The following is a 2,963-nucleotide window of genomic DNA, read 5'->3' on the forward strand; positions in this document are numbered from 1 at the left end:
TTTATGGATGGTCGATACCTTGGCATCAGTCTCGTTGCGCTCAAGTTTCGATATGTGCCCCAGCTTCATGTCTGCTACTGCTGCCAGCTCCCCCTGAGTTAACCCAGCAAGCTTCCTCAGGCGCTTTAAATTCTCTCCTAGAGCCATTCTGGTAACCCTCATTTGTGCTTTGAGGGCAAATATAACCCATATTTTCACTCCATAGGATTGACTTGGCTCTAAAGGGGCAATTAAATTCCCTCTACAGGGTGATTGACAGGGTTTCTAATGAGTCCAGATATACATTATGCGTATCAATCAGTAGGCGTGCGGGAGGGGGATGCGGACGCGAGGACGCGCACACCCCGCGCGCCCTCTGGGCTTGTCAATAATTCAACAAGTGACACGTTCCCCCAGTTCAAGGACGGCCAGTTCTCGATCAATGTGCACGATGCACGTCTCCGCAAGATGTCCAAGGCCGTAACCACCTCTGCGAGCATCCATCAGGACACCATTCCATCTGGCTACTGCGCCGCGATGATCACTCTGACTTACGCCGCTGATCAGGATTGGAGGCCATACCACATTGCCCGGTTTCTCAAGAACGCTCGCCAGTGGCTCAACCGCCGTTGCATCACCTTCCAGTATGTCTGGGTCTGCGAGCTGACCAAGGCTGGCAAGCCTCATTACCACATCGTTTTTTGGATTCCACGTCGCATCAGGCTCCCCAAGCCAGACCAGTCAGGCTGGTGGCGTTTCGGATCATCCCGTATCGAGTTCGCACGCCGTCCAGTCGGATACCTGGCCAAGTATGCCTCCAAGGGCTCTGCCGGCCAGAGATTGCCCAAGGGCGCCCGTATGTACGGTGCTGGTGGCTTCAGTCAGTCAGGCCGACATTACCGCGCTTGGCGCCTTTCCCCGGCATACGTCCGCCGTTCCTGTTCGCCGTCAGATCGTCCCCAGCGTGCCCCCGGTGGTGGCTGGGTTCTCCGTGAGACCGGCGACTGGTTCCCGTCGTTCTGGCAAGTCGTTTCCCGCGGGCCCGGTTGCCTTACCGTCGCTCCCGCCCGGGAGTCATGGCCCGCTGAGGTCATCGCCATGTGGTTTTCAGTATTTACACAACCGGAGCATCAGCCATGAACAGCAACTTGGTCCGATTTTGGAAGTTTCAGCTCTCACGCATCACTGCCAACAAGGACGACCCCGAACCAACGCCGTTCTACCCCCGTGATACGGCTCCGTTGCTGTTTCGGTCCGCCCGCTCCTGCATCACTGATGCTTCTGATTCCCTGCTGCGTATCGGGCCTATCCACTCCGCTTCTGATGATGAGCTGTATCAGCTCGCTGAGACTGTCTCTGGCCTGTCCCATGCGCTCAGTCTCGAGTTGTCGATCAGGGGTAACTACCACCTTTCCCTGATCCGCCTTGAGTCACAGGACGACCGCCGCGCCCTGCTCATTTCCGAGGTAACCGAACAGTAGCCTGTCCACATAGCAGTCCACGGGCCGGAGGGAGCGAAGCGGACTCACCGGAGGCCGGTGGGCTGGTCTGTGGGCAGGCCCGGACGCTTATGCCTGACTTCGATAACCCGCTTTACCAGCTTCGCCGCATCCAGTGCCGCATGACTGTTGCTCAGGCCGCTGAGTACCTTGGTGTCCATGAGTCGACCATTCGCCGCCAAGAGTCAGGCAAGGTTCCGGTTAACCCTCTGATGATCAAGCTGCTTGCTATCCGTGCTGGCCACTTGGGCGAGATTCATCAGCGCTGGCATGGCTGGCAAATTGGCTATGATGGTGAGATGCGTAACCCATTAGGCTACAAGCGAGGATTCCTGCCTCATGACCTGAACGCCCTGCTCTTTCAAGCAGCTCAGGTTCAGGCCATGAAGGCCCGGATCAAGCGACTTGAACGCCGCCTGTTCTTGCTGGCTCCCGCCAATGACGGGTTCTATCTGGCCCGCGCAACGACAGACCGTACTGAGGATTTATAGTGGCGACCCTGTAACACCGCCACTTATTCCCATGGGTGGGACTCAATACCCTCTCCCTTCCAGATACGCCTCATTTCGATCGGCCTCTTCCTCTTCCTTGACCAGCCTATCGATCAGATCCCCTTCGGCGTCTTCGGCCATCAGGTCCGCTTCAATCGACATGCTCACCGTCTCCGGCACGGTCCCGGTGCTTCTGACCACGGCTGTTATCTGCGATGCCAGGACAAATCGTTCAACCACACTTAGCAATGTTGCCTTGTCTCTCGCTGGTAACACTTCTGCAGCTGATATAGCTCGTTCCAGCATCTGAGACAGTCCGGCTTCACCTTTCACGTGCAGTAAATCGTTGGCGCTACAGTTCAGTGCTTCCATCAGTTTATGGATGGTCGATACCTTGGCATCAGTCTCGTTGCGCTCAAGTTTCGATATGTGCCCCAGCTTCATGTCTGCTACTGCTGCCAGCTCCCCCTGAGTTAACCCTGCAAGCTTCCTCAGGCGCTTTAAATTCTCTCCTAGAGCCATTCTGGTAACCCTCATTTGTGCTTTGAGGGCAAATATAACCCATATTTTCACTCCATAGGATTGACTTGGCTCTAAAGGGGCAATTAAATTCCCTCTACAGGGTGATTGACAGGGTTTCTAATGAGTCCAGATATACATTATGCGTATCAATCAGTAGGCGTGCGGGAGGGGGATGCGGACGCGAGGACGCGCACACCCCGCGCGCCCTCTGGGCTTGTCAATAATTCAACAAGTGACACGTTCCCCCAGTTCAAGGACGGCCAGTTCTCGATCAATGTGCACGATGCACGTCTCCGCAAGATGTCCAAGGCCGTAACCACCTCTGCGAGCATCCATCAGGACACCATTCCATCTGGCTACTGCGCCGCGATGATCACTCTGACTTACGCCGCTGATCAGGATTGGAGGCCATACCACATTGCCCGGTTTCTCAAGAACGCTCGCCAGTGGCTCAACCGCCGTTGCATCACCT

5 protein-coding genes are annotated in these 2,963 nt (G+C 55.9%); 3 read left to right on the forward strand and 2 right to left on the reverse strand.

Annotated elements, in window-relative coordinates:
* Nucleotides 1–162: helix-turn-helix domain-containing protein (locus tag A3714_RS18410; protein ID WP_369817825.1), on the reverse strand; the 162-nt coding region annotated here is incomplete at its 3' end.
* A gap of 953 nt (nt 163–1,115) precedes the next feature.
* Here A3714_RS18410 and A3714_RS09850 point away from each other — a divergent pair.
* Nucleotides 1,116–1,460, forward strand: coding sequence for a hypothetical protein (locus A3714_RS09850; protein WP_063509628.1), 345 nt, complete (start codon nt 1,116–1,118; stop codon nt 1,458–1,460).
* An 89-nt stretch (nt 1,461–1,549) separates the two neighbouring features.
* Entirely contained in the window at nt 1,550–1,969 is a 420-nt protein-coding gene (locus tag A3714_RS09855) for a helix-turn-helix domain-containing protein (RefSeq protein ID WP_156493007.1), read from the forward strand.
* 42 nt (nt 1,970–2,011) lie between these two features.
* Here A3714_RS09855 and A3714_RS09860 read toward each other — a convergent pair whose 3' ends face one another.
* Nucleotides 2,012–2,491, reverse strand: a complete 480-nt coding sequence (locus tag A3714_RS09860) for a helix-turn-helix domain-containing protein (RefSeq protein WP_063509626.1) — start codon at nt 2,489–2,491, stop codon at nt 2,012–2,014.
* Between the two features lie 120 nt (nt 2,492–2,611).
* On the opposite strand from A3714_RS09860, the gene A3714_RS18225 reads away from it, so the two are divergent.
* Nucleotides 2,612–2,963: hypothetical protein (locus A3714_RS18225; protein WP_231867842.1), on the forward strand; the 352-nt coding region annotated here is incomplete at its 3' end.

This window comes from Alcanivorax sp. HI0007 (genome assembly GCF_001635525.1).
In the GTDB taxonomy this organism is placed as follows: domain Bacteria; phylum Pseudomonadota; class Gammaproteobacteria; order Pseudomonadales; family Alcanivoracaceae; genus Alcanivorax.

Coding starts and splice junctions, on each gene's coding strand:
- A3714_RS09860 (WP_063509626.1), bottom strand. CDS start 2,491: ATGGCTCTAGGAGAGAATTTAAAGCGCCTGAGGAAGCTTGCAGGGTTA.
- A3714_RS09855 (WP_156493007.1), top strand. CDS start 1,550: ATGCCTGACTTCGATAACCCGCTTTACCAGCTTCGCCGCATCCAGTGC.
- A3714_RS09850 (WP_063509628.1), top strand. CDS start 1,116: ATGAACAGCAACTTGGTCCGATTTTGGAAGTTTCAGCTCTCACGCATC.